Below are 13,649 nucleotides of genomic sequence, written 5' to 3'. Positions count from 1 at the left end.
CTCCTTTTAATTTAGCTTAATAATGATAGAATCATTCGTGCTGATTTTTGACCAGCTTCAATAATAAAATCATCAAATGTTTGTCCAGCTTCTTCATCGCCAACATCTGACATCGCTCTAACAATAGTGAATGGAATACCAAATTGGTGTGCTGCCTGACCAACTGCGGCACTTTCCATTTCACTACAAAGAGCATCAGGAAAATGATTAAGTATGACATCTGTCTGAGCTTGACTTGCTATAAATTGATCACCAGATACAATTAGTCCTGGTTTTATACTTAAATCATTTTCTTGAGCCGCTTTTTTAATTGCATCGTTTAAATTTGTATCTGCCAAGTATTTAGTTGGTTGTTGGGGTAATTGACCAATTTCATATCCAAAAGCTGTTGCATCAACATCATGATAGGCAACTTCTGTGGCTAAGACCACATCTCCAATTTTAAGTCCATTACCAATACCACCAGCTGAACCAGAATTAATAACGGCTGTTACTCCAAATTCTGCAATTAAAAGGGCTGTTGTCATCCCTGCTTGTACCTTACCAATACCAGATCTAACCAAAACAACTTCTTTTCCATTAATTTGGCCTGTATAAAATGAAATCCCGCCAATTTCTTTGTCTTTTCTATTCTCTAGATGACTTCTAAGCGAAAGAATTTCTTCCTCCATTGCACATAAAATACCGTAAATCATGTTGTTACCCTCCATTTTTTATTAATATCTAAGGTAATAAGAATAAAGCTAAAAATACAATTACAATTGCAATAACTAAAAATACAATTGTCCAATTCAAAAATTGGTTTAATTTACTTTTTTTATTTGTTTTTTCTGGTTGTTCTGAAGATGAGCTTCTTGTTGGATGTTCATCTTGGTATTCCTTTTCAACTCGTTGACGTTCTTTTTGTCGAAATTCAGGATCATTCTTTAATTCTTGTAATCTCTGATATTCACTTCTCGATAACTTTTTTTCATCATCCATGTAATTCACCTTTTAATCGTTCAATTTCCCAATGATTAACCGCTAAAATAGTTTTAACATCAGTTATTTCACCAGATTTAATTTTAGCTTGAACCTCATTAAACGTCAATTCGACTACATTTAAAAATTCATCAATATCCTGAGGTAACTCGTTATCTACATTTTCTAATCCAGTCGCATAGAATAGCGTTAAATATTCGTCCGCAAATCCTAATGCTGAATGAAACCCATATATTTCAGCTAAATGTTTAGCTTCATAGCGTGTTTCTTCATTCAGTTCACGTGTTGCAGTCTCGATTAAATTATGATCATCGCCATCAATTTTACCGGCCGGAATTTCTAATGATGTCTTCCTAATAGGTGCTCTCCACTGGTTAACTAGAACAATTTTTTCTTCATCCGTTATTGCTAATATACCTACAGCACCATGATGATGTACGATTTCTCTATTTGATTGTTCACCATTTGGTAGTTTAACCGTCTCATTAACAACTTCTATAACATGTCCTTTGAATATTAATTCTTCTGATAAAACTTTTTCTTCTAAATTCATTTAATTAACCTCGTTATTTTACTTTTCCTAGTTAAAATATTGTTTTAAAAAATGAGTTACTTTCTTTTCATACTCAACTTTATCTTTTGTAAATGACGTAGCATGTTTAGCACCATGTGCAATGAAAATTTCTTTAGGTCCTCTTGTCGCAGCATAATTTTGATAAATCATCTCAGTCGGAACAAATTTATCGTCACTACCATGAATAAATAACACAGGTAACTTATTATGATTTAATTGCTTAATTGAACTTGCTTCATAAAATGAGTAACCTGCTTTAACTTTTGATATCAGACTAGCAATAGGGATAATAGGGATTTTAGGTAACTTATACATCTGTTTCAACTGATAAGTTAACTCATCAGCCACACTTGTATAGCCACAGTCTTCAATAATTGCCTTAACTTGTGAAGGCAATTTTTTCTCTCCACTCAACATCATAACCGTTGCGCCACCCATACTAACACCGAATAGAGTAATTTTTGAATCTGTACCTTTATATTTAATTACTTTATCAAGCCACTGTAAATTATCTTTTCTCTCTAACCAACCATAACCAATATAATCACCTTGACTTTGGCCATGTGCTCTTGCATCTGGTGCAAGAACATTATAGCCTTTGTCATGATAAAAATGAATAAAGCGGACCATTTCTTCTTTCTTTCCCATAAATCCATGAGCAACAAATATTGTTTTATTAGTTTTACTTTCTGCAGGAACATAAATTGCTTTAAGCTTTAAATTATCTTCAGATTTGATCTGCCAATTTAATTTTTTAACTTGTTTTAACCAAGTGTATTCTTTCTTTAACTCAGCACTTTTAGGTTCTGAATTAATAAATTCCTTATTGGTTGGTGTCTCCGCATATTCAAATAAATAATAACTAATGCCAAAAATAACAAAGCCAATTATTATCAGCATTAAACAAATTCCAATGATCCATTTTTTCATTAAATTTCCTCAAGCGTTTCCCTTTATTTTAAATTAAAAAAAGGATAAAAGACAGTCATTTATGTCTTTTACCCCCATAAAATTACATAATACTTAATATAAACTTTAAATAAGCATCCTGTTCATTAGTTGATATCCATTTGGCCTTAGAAAAATCACCATTCAGAGCATCAGCTAACTCAATTGTTATATTCGCAACATTAGTTGCATTACCAATTAGAGACATCCAGTAATTGCCACTCTCATCTTGATGCACAACAGTTTTAACCATACCACCAGGATTTTTTACATTAATTTCAGTTCCAAATGGCACTTTACCTTCACTTAACAGAACAAACATTAAACTTGAAGCAGACATTGCTGTTCCACACGCATTAGTAAACCCAACTCCGCGTTCATAAGTTCTAACAAAAATTGATTTATTATCTAATTTTTCAACAAAACTAACGTTAACACCATCTGGAAAATACGGATTTTCACCGTTTAAATAAGTTGCAATTCTTTCAAGTTCCGGTCCTTGTAACGTTGTATGATCAACAAAAGTAATTAAATGCGGATTTGGTACCGAGACAGCTGAAAACTTTAACGTTTGTGAAAATTCAGGAATAATTTCATCTACCAATGTTTGTCTTTGTAAAAACATTGGTAACGTTTGTGACTCAAAACTAACAGGTGAAATTTCGACATTGTAAGCTGCAACGCCTGCCTGAAGATTTGGTGCTTTCTTAACATCTAAATCAGCATGCATTGTCTCAACTTTAAATTCTGTTTGTCCAAATTTAGTTTCTAAATAGCGCCCAACAGTTCTTAAACCGTTTCCACACATACTAGCCTCTGTACCATCAGCATTGATGACTCTCATTTGACCTAGAACACCATTATGACTTGATTTATCAACGACTAAAATGCCATCTGAGCCACCGTGTAATCCAGATTCTCGATCACACATTTGAATTGCTAAATTCTTTAATTTTTCATCTGATAATGCTGTCTCTAATTTAGTTTGATCTAAAAGAAAAAAATCGTTTTCTGATCCATGTACTTTTACTAATTCCACATTGAACACCTGCTCTCACTATAATTGTATACCTTACATATTACGCTATATTTTTAGGATTGTAATCAATTTGACTCAAAAAAAGGAATAACTCTACGTTATTCCTTTTTTGAAATATTTAATTTTCAAAACCTTCTGTAACTGCCTCTGGATAACCTTGTTCAACAATCGTTGCACAACGATGACAGAGCGTTGGTAACGCAGTATCCTCCCCAACATCAGTCTTAACCATACGACATCTTTGACAAACTTCACCGTTAGCTACTTCAACTTTAACAGCTAAGTTATCAAAATTAGTTGCATCTTCTGGAACATCATCAATAGATAAAATTTCTAAATCAGAAACAATCAATTGTTGACGGATATCCGTATCAAGTACGTTAAGTAATTCTTTATCAGAATCATTCACATATAAAATAACTTTTGCTTCAAATGATTTCCCAATTAATTTTGCATCACGCGCATCTTCCAAAGCCTTTAAGACATATGAACGAATTTTCATGAATGCTTGCCAATTTTCAACAATTTTAATTTCACCATCAAAATGGGCAACTTCTGGCATTTCACTTAATTGAACATATTCTTCTGGTTCTTTCAAATAGTCCCAAACTTCTTCAGTTGTATGTGGCAAGATAGGTGTTAATAACTTAGCCATTGTTGTTACAATCTGGTATAGAACAGTTTGCATTGAGCGTCTTTCAAAACTATCTTCAGCTTCAATATAAACGATATCTTTTGCAATATCTAAATAGAATGCTGATAAGTCATTTGAAATAAATGTAATCACTTTTTTGTAAATTGCTAAGAAATCATATTCAGCATAATCATCCAAAACCTCTTTTGAAAATGTATTTAATTTAATTAACATATACTTATCTGCTGATGCCAATTCATCAAATGCAATTGCATTTTCATTTGGATCAAAGTCAGTTGTATTAGCCAAAATAAATTTAAATGTATTTCTAATCTTACGATATGTTTCAGAGACTTGTTTTAAAATATCCATTGAAACAGCGATATCAGAAGATGTATCTGCTGATGCTGTCCATAATCGGATAATCTCAGCTCCTGATTGTTTAATAACTTTACTTGGTAAAATGATATTCCCAAGCGATTTACTCATCTTATGTCCTTTATCATCAAGTACAAATCCTTGTGACATCAACTGTTTGTATGGTGCAATTCCATTAGTTGCAACGGATGTAATAACACTTGAATTAAACCATCCACGATATTGATCTGAACCTTCCATATATAGATCTGCAGGATACGTTAAATTATCACGTTTACCTAGCACTCCACGATGTGAAGAACCTGAATCAAACCAAACATCCATGATATCTTCTTCTTTTGTAAATTCACCATTAGGACTATGTTCACTTGTAAATCCTTCAGGAAGTAGTGCTTTAGCATCATTTTTGAACCAAATATTTGATCCATTTTTTTCAAACAATTGAGCAACATGTTCAATTGTTTCTGGTGTAATGATAGGTGTCCCATCTTCTGCATAGAAGATAGGTAATGGAACGCCCCAAGCACGTTGACGTGAAATCACCCAATCGCCACGATCTCTAATCATATTGTAAAGACGAACCTTACCCCATTCGTTTTTAAAATCAACTTTTTCAATTTCTTTTAATATATCATCGCGGAACATCTCTACTGATGCAAACCATTGTGCCGTTGCACGGAAAACAACAGGTTTTTTTGTACGCCAATCATGTGGATAACTATGCGTAAAGAATGAAAGTTTAAGTAAATGACCATTCTCTTTCAATTCATCAGTTACTAATGGATTAGCTTTATCATAAAATATCCCTTCAAATCCAGGCGCATCTTCATTCATGACACCTTTTTCATCTAAAACAGATACAACGGGTAATTTATACTTTTGTCCAGCAATAAAATCATCTTCACCATGTCCTGGAGCAGTATGAACAAGTCCTGTACCAGAATCTAAAGTAACATGGTAACCTAGAATAACTAATGATGTACGATCATATAATGGATGTTGCACTGTCATATATTCCATATCGCGACCAGAAAATTCTTTTAATACTTCAACATTTTCCCAATCAAATTCTTCTTTTAAAATATTTAAACGTTCTTCAGCGACAACATATTTTTTCCCATCAGCATTAATTTGGATATATTTATAATCAGGATGTACAGCGACACCATAATTAGCTGGAATTGTCCATGGTGTTGTTGTCCAGATAATCATTTTTGTATCTGTATCTAAAATATCTTTCCCATCAACTACATCAAATGTAATATACATTGATGGTGATTTAATATCGTGGTATTCAATCTCTGCTTCAGCTAATGCTGATTCAGACGATGGTGACCAATAAATTGGTTTTTTACCTTTATAGATGTAACCTTTTTCAGCCATTTCACCAAACATTCTGATTTCTTCAGCTTCAAATTCAGGTTGTAAAGTCATGTATGGGCTATCCCATTCAGCTGCAACGCCTAAACGTTTAAAATCTTCGCGTTGCAAATTAACTTGCTCCAAAGCATATTTTTCACATAATTCACGAAAATCAGCTTTTGACATGGTTTTACGATCAACACCTTGTTTAACCAATTGTTGTTCAATAGGAAGGCCATGAGTATCCCAGCCAGGAACAAAAGGTGATCTGAAGCCCATCATTGATTTTGAACGAACGATAATATCCTTCGTAATCTTATTTAAAGCATGTCCCATATGGATATTACCATTAGCGTATGGAGGTCCATCATGTAAAATGAAACTTGGTTTCTTTTCATTTAACTTTTGTCTTAGTTCATAAACACCGTTTTGTCTCCATGCATCTTCACGCTCTGCTTCTTTAACTGGTAAATTTCCACGCATTGGAAATTCTGTCTTACCTAAGTTTAAGGTTTCTTTCATTTTCATATTATAAACTCCTTTTAAAAGTTATTTTATTTCATTATACACAAAAAGACTCCGTTACAAGGGACGAAGTCTTCGTGTTACCACCCAAATTTAGAAACTTAACATTATATAACGTTAAATTTCACTCAATCATCGTGATAACGGAGATGAAGCCGATTAAACTTACTTGATCATTTCAGTTTAATGAAATCGTTGAGATGATAAATTATATAATACTTATTATCGACCTTCCACTATCATCGACTCGCTAAAAATGTATCATATAATTGTTATTCTCAAATTTATTTATTATCTGGGAAAATGACCATTGTATCTTGATCATTTTGCTCAGAATCTTCATTTGCATCTGATTCAGCAATAATTTCTGTAACAACAATATCGTCATTATTATTAACTGATTCTTTTATTTCTTTGGCTTCACGTTTTTCTTTGTCTTCTTCACGTTTTAAAACGTCTTGAATTTCAGAATATGTGCTTGTCTCGCCTTGTTTTAAAATTTCGTCCCAATCAGAACTTTTAACAACTTCTAATTGTGATTCCATCATAACTTTTAAACGTTGACGGAAAATACGTGCTTGTTTCTTCAAGTCATCAGTCTCAACAGCTAATTTTTTAGCTTTTTCTGAAGCCATATCAATAATATGTTTAGCTTTTTCATTCGCTTCATCAATAATATCATGACCTTGCTTTTGTGATTCTTTATTAATAATTTCAGATTCACGCTTAGCATTAACCTTAACGCGATCAGCAGCTTCTTGAGCAACAATAATTGATTGATTTAAAGAATCTTTTAAATCATTAAAGTATTCTAACTTTTCATTACTAGTTTTAACTTCTTCAGTTAAATTTTCATTTTCTTTTAACGTTATTTCATAATCTTTAATAATTTTATCTAGAAAATCATTAACCTGGTCTTGATCATAGCCTCGTAATTTTACGTTAAATTCTTTATTATGAATATCTAATGGACTTAAAGTCATTTTGCACGTCCTTCAAAATTTATTTTTTTAATATTGATAACTCTAATTTATATTTATCTTTTCTAGTCATACCTGCAATAAAATCTAACTTGATTCGTCCAAAACCACGAATTGACAAAACATCAAACTCTGCTAATTCATAATCAGGCTTATTAATAACTTGCCAATTTAAACTAACTTTTTCAGAATTAACTAAATTTTTGGCGTTTTGTCGAGACATATTATAAACAGCTGATATGACTGAATCGATTCGTAACGATGAAACTAATTCATTTTGCGATTGCCACTCATCTGTGACACTCACCGTTTGTGAAAAAGGAATCTCTTCAAGTGATACCTTAATTTTACCAATACGATCAACTTGACTAATCAAATAATTAGCCATCTTTTTTTCAACAACAACCTGCCATTGCTGACCATCTGTTAAAATATCACCAAGTACTTCTCTATCTAATCCCGCATTAGCCAAAGTTCCCAAAATTTGTCCATGTTTTAAGGTAGCAAATTTTATTGGATACTTAATTTCAATAAGTTGTAAATCAAAATCACTATCTTGAACATCGAAATACGCTGGATAAAAAAGTAATCTTTTTCGTTCAGCTTCTTTCGTGCCACCAAATAATTTTAAACTAATTTCGTCATTTTGGCCTAATAGATAGGTCGCAATATGTGCCTCTCTAGGATTTAAAAAATGAGTTAGAACTGCCCTGTACTCTGATTTAGCTTGCTCGATATAATCTGACAATGTATCAATAATTTCTTTTTCGTCGGACCTGAAATGTTGGTAAATTGTATCATTCATATATCATTAGCCTCCAACATAAAGACGAATCAAAGTAGTCAGAAGTCCCATAACCCCATTTTGGATGAAGCTTAGCGCGATTATCGCAATAATTGGTGAAAAACTAATACCCCCAATTGCCGGGATAAAACGGTCAAAAAATGCAAGGTATGGTTGACAAATTTTACTTAAGAAATGGCCAACCGGCGTATTATAAGCGCCTGGAAACCATGACATTAAAACGTAAATGATAATTGCTAGCTCATAAGCATCAAAAGCCCACGTAATCACTTTAGCTAGAAATGTAATAAACTCAATCATTTGTATACCTCGATTTTTCTTTTATTCGAATTTTTCAAAAATATTATCTGCCATATTTCCTTCAACAGTAAATGAGTTTGGTGTACAAAGAAAAATATTATCGCCAATTCTTTGAATTGTTCCGTTAATAGCAAAAATTGTTCCGGACAAGAAATCAACAATCCGTTTAGATTGAACTTCATCCATTTTTTGAAAATTTACGACGATTGCTTGATTTTGCATTAAATGCGTTGCAATATCCTTAACATCAGAATAAATTCTAGGTTCAAATAAATTAATTTTTTGTGGTTGACTATATTTACCATTTATCGAAACGACTTTATTACTTTGATTCAATGACGAAGTCCGCATAGACTCTTCGGTTTGGTAATCATCATTTTCAAAATCATCTTCTTCAGCTAACCCAAAAAAACGACCAATTTTTTCAAAAGCCATAATATCCGTAACCTCCCCATTGATTCATTTAATTAATCTTTACGTCGTTTTCTGAAAAACGGTGGTGTACTTAAACTATCATCATTATTTGTTGCTAAATCATCAGTTTTGATATCATTCTTAAAGACATCAAAATTTGGTTTTTCAACATTTTCAAATTCTGTTGATTTTTTTTCTTCAGGTTGACTTGATGGGTGCATAATATCCCAATCGTCAAAACGATCTTCTTGCTTTTCAGCTAATGTTGCTTTAGGTGCATCAGTTCTTGGTAATGTTCGTGTACGAACTGTGGCTTTTTTTTCTTCTTTAACATCATCAATACCAGTTGCAATAACTGTTACGACGATTTCATCACCTAGGTCTTCATTAATTGACGTTCCAAAAATAATATTAATTTCATCAGTTGCAGCTTGTGAAATAATTTCAGAAGCTTCTTGCGCTTCGAAAAGACTCATATCAGCACCACCGGTGATATTAAGTAGAACTTGTTTTGCACCATCAATTGAAACTTCGAGTAATGGCGAAGAAATTGCTTTTTTTGTTGCTTCAGCAGTTCTATTTTCACCAGTAGCAGATCCAATTCCCATTAATGCAGTTCCTTGATCAGCCATCACTGTTTTAACATCAGCAAAATCTAAATTAATTAAACCGGGTGATGTAATTAATTCAGAAATACCTTGAACACCTTGACGTAAAACATTATCTGTTTCTTGGAATGCTTCAAGCATCGGTGTCTTCTTGTCAATGATTTCAAGTAAACGGTTATTAGCAATAACAACTAACGTATCAACTTGATCTCTCAGATTAGCTATTCCTTCAGCAGCAAAACGGCTACGTTTAGGTCCTTCAAATGTAAATGGACGTGTTACAATTCCGACTGTTAAAATGCCTTGATCTTTAGCGATTTTAGCTACAACAGGAGCAGCTCCTGTTCCTGTTCCACCACCCATTCCAGCAGTAACGAAAATCATATCAGCGCCATCAATAGCTTCGATAATTGCTTCTTCACTTTCTTGTGCAGCTTTACTACCAATATCTGGAGTTGCACCAGCACCTAATCCACGAGTCAATTTAGGACCCAATTGAATTTTAATTTCTGCCTTTGAGCTTTCCAATGCCTGAACATCAGTATTTAATGCAATAAACTCAACACCTGAAACATTTTCATCAATCATACGATTAACAGCATTACCACCAGCGCCACCGACACCAATTACTTTTATTACTGCGCCTTTATCTTCACTTGAGTCCAAAGAAAATTCCATTACTTACTTCCTCCTATTTAATCGAAAAATTCATTAAAAAAGTTTTTAACTGATTTTAATGGATCCCCTGATGTTTTTGGTTTTCTAGTTTTTTTAACTTTGTTTTTTACTTCTTGCTTCTTAGGTTTTTCGTTGTCTGGTTCAACAATACTATAACTTAATTGATCAATATCAAGTCCCATTGCACTTTTCACTAATAATGTGACTTCATCTTGCTCGACTGCATAATTAATCAATCCTAAGGCTTGTGCAAATGAAGGATAGCGTAATCCCATTTGATCAGGGACGTAGGTTTTAACTTGAACTTGCAAAATTTCTGATGCTAATTCTGTAATTCCTGGTAAAGCTGCAAGACCACCAGTTAAGATAACGCCACCTGGTAATTCTAACGCCTTGATAGCATCTAATGAACTTTTTATTTTATCTAAGATTTGAGAGATTCTTGCTTCAATAATCTCTGCTAAATATTTTTCAGAGATATTGATTGGCTCACTTTGTCCAACAACATCAACTGGGAAAACATCATCTTCTGATGCTAACTCAGAATTAGCAAATCCATAATTGCGTTTCAATTTTTCAGCATTTTCAACAGATGTATTAAGAACCACTGAGATATCTTTCGTGACAAAATCGCCACCCTCTTGGTCCACGTATGTAAATTTCAACTTATGATCATGAATCACTGAAGCAGTCGTTTGACCACCACCGAGATCAATAAGTACAGTACCAAAGTCTCTTTCGCCATCTGACATCGCAACTGATGCAAGTGCTAATGGGTTCACGATTGTTTCTCTGATAGTTAGCCCAGCATTTTCAACACATTTTTTTAAATTATGAATAATTGTTTTTGGGCCAGTATAAACTGATCCATGCATTTCTAATCTCACACCAATCATACCACGAGGATCCTTAATGCCATCAAATCCATCAACTACAAATTCATCAGCAATAATATCAATGATATCTCTTTCTGGTGGTAAATTTTGAACTAATGCTGCACTCGCAACATTCACAACATCTTCATTTGTAATTTCTTTTGATTCATCTGAAACGGCAATCATGCCGTTACAAGGAATAATTTGTAATAAATTAGCAGGAATACCAACATGTACTTCGTGAATCTGAATATTTGCTTTTTCTTCAGCTTGTTTAATAGCTTTTTGTACTGAAATTACAGCCTTATCAATATCGACTACAATTCCCCTATTCAAACCTTGTGAGCGTTCATTACCAATACCAATTACGTTCAATTGACCATTAACGTATTCAGAAACGATAACTTTAATTGATGTCGTACCGATATCTAACCCCACATATATACCTGCGTTACCCATCTGAAAAAGAACCTCCTTACAGCTTGCTTTTAATATTATTTTTTATAAGATATAGTACTCATATTTTACCACATTAAGACCTGATTTAGAAAGGATATCCCATAGGCCATACCAACTTTGTTAACTTTTCTTATTATATGGATAAGAATATGCACCCACTTCTAAATCAACGACACCTTTTTTCTTCATTTTAGATGAGATACTTGGATAGAAAGCCATTTTATCGGCAAAATTATCAATATTAGCAATAATTTTATTTCTGTCATTCATGTATATATATATTCGCTGATTATTCACTTTGGATGGTTGATAATCGATTTCTGATATTCCATTTCTGATTTTCATCGGAATTTTTTTATATTGTTTAACCATTTTTTGCAATATATTTGTTTGATTAAACTTAGAATACGTAGGATAATTCCCCACTGGTTGGTCAAATTTCTTACTTCCAATTGTCCCATTCAAAAATAATTGATAGTATGTTTTATTTTTATAAATATATCCTGCAAGATCATATTCATTAATAGAAAGTTTAACACCATTCCATTTATTATGGCTAACAGTTAGTGACTTCACCTGTGGCAATTCTTTTTTTATATCCTTTAAAATAGCTTTTTTTCTAAAAAACGCGTGGGATAATGGATCATTAATGTGTAAATTACTAGCATTTTCTACTTGTACTTTTGAAACTGTTTTTTCACCTGAAATACTAATATTTTGTATTTTACTTAATGGTGAAATAAAATATAGTGCAATTAAACCAATAATCAGAAACGAACCAATTATAATAATTAATTTTTGTTTTAGGGCATGATGTTGATATTTTTTTAATTTTGGTAATCGGTCACTAATTGTTTTGGGGTTTCCAAAAAAATCGAATCGTTTATTTTTCTTCTTTTTTTTCTCTTGTAAGGCCTCCCAAGGTGTCAATTCAGCTTTTTTTCTTTTTAAGAATTTATTTTTTGACATCTTATTTGGCCTCCTAACTTATTCTTTAATTTTGATTAAATCTTCCATAACCTTAATTAGATTATCTGCAGCATTGGGCACACCCATTTTACGTGAATTATTAGCCATCTGTCTTCTCACATCAGTATTGAGCATCATTTCATCTGAAACCATGACCAATTTTGATCCCGTTAACTTATCCTCAGTAATAAGCTTAGCTGCATTATTATCAACTAGACTCATTGCATTTTTTACTTGATGATTATTTGTAACATAAGGGCTAGGCACCAAAATAGATGGTAATCCAAGTGCAGTTATTTCTGCTATACTTGTTGCACCAGCACGTCCTAAAATGACAGAAATATGGCTTAATAAATTAGGCATATTATTTAAATATGGTTTTATCACAATATTTTTATTTAATTCTATCCCGTTTAAATCATTCATAATTTTATCGTAGTGAACGTTACCTGTAACAAATAAAATTTGATATGGTTTTTTATTTAATTCAGGAATTGCTTCAACCATTGCTTGATTAATTTTCGCAGCTCCTCTTGAACCACCAAAAACTAACATCGTTGGTACATCATCTAATAATCCATATTGCGATAATGCTTCAATTTCTGTTTCATTTACAACCTGTTGTGCGCGGGGATTCCCTGTGAAAACAACTTTTTTCTTAGGAAATTGATCTGCAACTGATTCAAAAGAAATAGCTACTTTATCAACAAAGTGGCTCAAAAATTTATTTGTTACACCTGCAACACTATTTTGTTCATGAACAATAGTTGGAATATGTAATCGAGCAGCAGCATAAACCACTGCACCACATACGTAACCGCCTGTTCCAATAACAATGTCTGGTTTAAATTCTTTAATCATTTTCTTTGCGTCTTTCACACTTTTTAAAAATAGTTGGACTGTCTTAATATTTTCTACTGATAACGATCTTTTAAATCCTTGAATTTTAATTGTTTTAAATGGAATTCCATTATCTGGAACGATTCGGCTCTCAAGTCCTTTTTCAGTCCCAACATATAAAAATTCAGCCGTTGGATCTTTTACTTTTAGCGCTTCAATAAGGGCCAACGCAGGGTAAATATGCCCGCCAGTGCCACCACCAGAAACAATAATTTTCATT

General features: G+C 32.7%; 14 protein-coding genes. All 14 read right to left on the bottom strand.

The window, feature by feature from the left end; translation table 11 throughout:
• Positions 1-11: 11 nt before the first annotated feature.
• Positions 12-695, bottom strand: coding sequence for a 5'-methylthioadenosine/adenosylhomocysteine nucleosidase (locus AC1RPV_RS05650; RefSeq protein WP_481761690.1), 684 nt, complete (start codon positions 693-695; stop codon positions 12-14).
• A gap of 28 nt (positions 696-723) precedes the next feature.
• Positions 724-981 carry a DUF1328 domain-containing protein gene (locus tag AC1RPV_RS05645; protein WP_481761689.1) on the bottom strand — a complete coding sequence of 86 codons (258 nt, stop codon included), beginning with the start codon at positions 979-981 and terminating at the stop codon, positions 724-726.
• Positions 974-1,534, bottom strand: coding sequence for an NUDIX domain-containing protein (locus tag AC1RPV_RS05640; protein WP_481761688.1), 561 nt, complete (start codon positions 1,532-1,534; stop codon positions 974-976). The genes AC1RPV_RS05645 and AC1RPV_RS05640 overlap by 8 nt, the downstream gene beginning before the upstream one ends.
• A 27-nt stretch (positions 1,535-1,561) precedes the next feature.
• Positions 1,562-2,485, bottom strand: a complete 924-nt coding sequence (locus AC1RPV_RS05635) for an alpha/beta hydrolase (protein WP_481761687.1) — start codon at positions 2,483-2,485, stop codon at positions 1,562-1,564.
• Positions 2,486-2,567: 82 nt separating this feature from the next.
• A complete protein-coding gene (gene dapF / locus AC1RPV_RS05630; protein WP_481761686.1) occupies positions 2,568-3,542 on the bottom strand; it encodes a diaminopimelate epimerase in 975 nt (324 codons plus the stop codon).
• A gap of 118 nt (positions 3,543-3,660) precedes the next feature.
• Entirely contained in the window at positions 3,661-6,444 is a 2,784-nt protein-coding gene (gene ileS / locus AC1RPV_RS05625; RefSeq protein WP_481761685.1) for an isoleucine--tRNA ligase, read from the bottom strand.
• A gap of 281 nt (positions 6,445-6,725) precedes the next feature.
• A complete protein-coding gene (locus AC1RPV_RS05620) occupies positions 6,726-7,424 on the bottom strand; it encodes a DivIVA domain-containing protein (protein ID WP_409022377.1) in 699 nt (232 codons plus the stop codon).
• 19 nt (positions 7,425-7,443) lie between these two features.
• The gene (locus AC1RPV_RS05615; RefSeq protein WP_481761684.1) at positions 7,444-8,226 is read right to left on the bottom strand and encodes a YlmH family RNA-binding protein; all 783 of its coding nucleotides are present in this window, start codon (positions 8,224-8,226) and stop codon (positions 7,444-7,446) included.
• Positions 8,227-8,232: 6 nt separating this feature from the next.
• Complete coding sequence (locus AC1RPV_RS05610; protein WP_409022375.1) at positions 8,233-8,526, bottom strand: YggT family protein; 294 nt, start codon at positions 8,524-8,526, stop codon at positions 8,233-8,235.
• Between the two features lie 21 nt (positions 8,527-8,547).
• Positions 8,548-8,961 carry a cell division protein SepF gene (locus AC1RPV_RS05605; protein ID WP_481761683.1) on the bottom strand — a complete coding sequence of 138 codons (414 nt, stop codon included), beginning with the start codon at positions 8,959-8,961 and terminating at the stop codon, positions 8,548-8,550.
• Between the two features lie 32 nt (positions 8,962-8,993).
• Positions 8,994-10,226 carry a cell division protein FtsZ gene (gene ftsZ, locus AC1RPV_RS05600; protein WP_481761682.1) on the bottom strand — a complete coding sequence of 411 codons (1,233 nt, stop codon included), beginning with the start codon at positions 10,224-10,226 and terminating at the stop codon, positions 8,994-8,996.
• 17 nt (positions 10,227-10,243) lie between these two features.
• A complete protein-coding gene (gene ftsA / locus AC1RPV_RS05595) occupies positions 10,244-11,560 on the bottom strand; it encodes a cell division protein FtsA (protein WP_481761681.1) in 1,317 nt (438 codons plus the stop codon).
• Positions 11,561-11,680: 120 nt separating this feature from the next.
• A complete protein-coding gene (locus tag AC1RPV_RS05590) occupies positions 11,681-12,529 on the bottom strand; it encodes a cell division protein FtsQ/DivIB (protein WP_409022371.1) in 849 nt (282 codons plus the stop codon).
• An 18-nt stretch (positions 12,530-12,547) separates the two neighbouring features.
• A complete protein-coding gene (gene murG, locus AC1RPV_RS05585) occupies positions 12,548-13,648 on the bottom strand; it encodes an undecaprenyldiphospho-muramoylpentapeptide beta-N-acetylglucosaminyltransferase (RefSeq protein ID WP_409022370.1) in 1,101 nt (366 codons plus the stop codon).
• Between the last annotated feature and the right edge of the window lies 1 nt (position 13,649).

The organism is Dellaglioa sp. CoH-55-MRSF-9 (genome assembly GCF_056782155.1).
This window is presented reverse-complemented; position numbering and strand designations above follow the sequence as displayed.